The organism is Streptomyces sp. NPDC059900, assembly GCF_050270335.1.
Lineage (GTDB): Bacteria > Actinomycetota > Actinomycetes > Streptomycetales > Streptomycetaceae > Streptomyces.
This window is the reverse complement of sequence record NZ_JBNNJZ010001016.1, coordinates 1-1694: the sequence shown is the minus strand read 5'-3', so window position 1 is coordinate 1694 and position 1694 is coordinate 1. Positions and strand designations below refer to the sequence as shown.

Sequence of the window (1694 nt, the reverse complement as noted above, 5' to 3'; positions counted from 1 at the left end):
GTACGTGACGGGCAGACTCATACCCGGCGACGATACGTCCTCGGCCGGATGACAGCCCCGTACAGCACACGCCGCATGCGCCTGATGGTCTGCATGATGTGGTTTCCCCTCTTCCGTTCCCTGCCGTCGTTCCGCCGGGCCTGCCCGGGCAGCTCCCCTTCAGTGCCCCGCTTCGGAGTTCTCTAACAGGCAAAGTGGCCCCAGTCGTCTCAGGGGGAGAAATCCGGGGCCGATACCGGCGACTCCCGGCAGCGCAAGCACGCCCAGTACGGCCAGCGCCAGGCACGGCGGGCATCCCCAGCCCAGGAGTGCGGCCCCGCACCAGAGCCAGGCGTTCACCCGGAGCCCGCCGCGCCACCATCCGGTTCCCATGTCGTACGAGGGGCGGCGCGTCAGGCGCGGCACAGGCAGAACGGGTGGCCCGCCGGGTCGGCGTAGACGCGGAAACCGCGCCGTCCGTCCTGGTCGTCGAGGTCGAGGGGCACGGCACCGAGCGACAGCGCGAGGGACTCGGCCGCTCCCATGTCCGTGACCTCGAAGTCCAGGTGCAACTGCTGGGAGTTGTCACCGCGCGGCCACCGGGGCGGCTGATGGCCCTCGGCCCGCTGGAAGGCGATGCGGTGGCCGCCCGGCGCGTACAGGTCGTACCAGTCCTCGCTGTCCTGCTTGAGTTCGCCCCCGAGGAGCGCGGCGTAGAAGCCTGCCAGGGCAGCGGGATCAGGACAGTCCACGGCGACGAGACAGTAGGTGGCTACGGGCATGGTGTTCTCCTAGTCCACGTCTGCGACACGTTCTCTCGGCGGCTCCGGGGTACCCGAGGCCGGAGCTCGCACACGGCGGTGCCGCCGCGGAATCCGGGACAACGCGTCAAAGCCGCTCCAGAGCCTCGGCGACGCTTCAGGGCCTGCAGAGGCGACTGACGGAAACGCACTCTCCCACGGACCCCTCGCCAGGGGCCTCATCCCGCCGTGCCTGCGTGTCGGCCTACGCGGGACCGGTCTGCGCGGTGCGGTACGCGCGCAGGAAGGTGCGCACTCCCTCGACCACGAGGGGGCGGACGCGGCTGTCCTCCGCGGCGTTCGCGGAGCCGAGCCGGTCCAGCGCGACACCGAAGGTCAGCGCGATGAACTGGTCGGCCGCGAGGCGGGGGTCGGGGACGTGCAGCAGTCCGGCGTCGCCGCAGGCGGCGAACCGTTCGGCGATGGCCTCGTCGGGGGTGTCGGCCATGGAGTTGTAGCCCTTGTGCGGCAGGTTTCCGGACTCCGCACGGACCAGGCGTTGCAGCGTCGCGTACTCCGCCGAGCCGAGCATGTCGGTCGCGATGCGCATCGAGAACGTGACCAGGGCGTCTTCCAGGCCAGCATCCCCGGGGATGTCGCTGAGGGTGTCGTCGAGGGTGCGCCGGATGGTGGTGATCATCGCCTCGCCGACGGCGTCGACGACGGCTTGCAGCAGCGTCCGCTTGTCGCCGAAGTAGTCGTAGACCGTCCGCTTGGACACCTCGGCCCGGGCGGCGACCGCGTCGACGCTGGTCCGGTCGAAGCCGTCGGCGAGGAACAGTTCCCGGGCCGCCGAGAGGATGGCGGCCCGCTTCTGCGCGGAGCCCTCTCGCAGGGTCTTCGTGGTCGGCGTCTTCGTGGTCGGCATGGGCCCCATCCTAGCCGCTCATCGAACTACACTGCACGGTGTAGTGT

Annotated in this window: 2 protein-coding genes; both read right to left on the bottom strand. The window is 70.3% G+C overall.

Annotated features, from left to right (window positions below; genetic code table 11):
• Positions 1 to 392: 392 nt before the first annotated feature.
• Positions 393 to 761: a VOC family protein gene (locus ACQKIP_RS46780; RefSeq protein WP_365854855.1), complete on the bottom strand. Its 369-nt coding sequence runs from the start codon at positions 759 to 761 to the stop codon at positions 393 to 395.
• A gap of 223 nt (positions 762 to 984) precedes the next feature.
• On the bottom strand, positions 985 to 1647 hold the full coding sequence (locus ACQKIP_RS46775) for a TetR/AcrR family transcriptional regulator (RefSeq protein WP_365854857.1): 663 nt from the start codon (positions 1645 to 1647) through the stop codon (positions 985 to 987).
• Positions 1648 to 1694: the final 47 nt, after the last annotated feature.

What these genes read in the sequence shown, in the direction of transcription:
- ACQKIP_RS46775 (WP_365854857.1), bottom strand. Translation starts at nt 1,647, where the DNA reads ATGCCGACCACGAAGACGCCGACCACGAAGACCCTGCGAGAGGGCTCC.
- ACQKIP_RS46780 (WP_365854855.1), bottom strand. Translation starts at nt 761, where the DNA reads ATGCCCGTAGCCACCTACTGTCTCGTCGCCGTGGACTGTCCTGATCCC.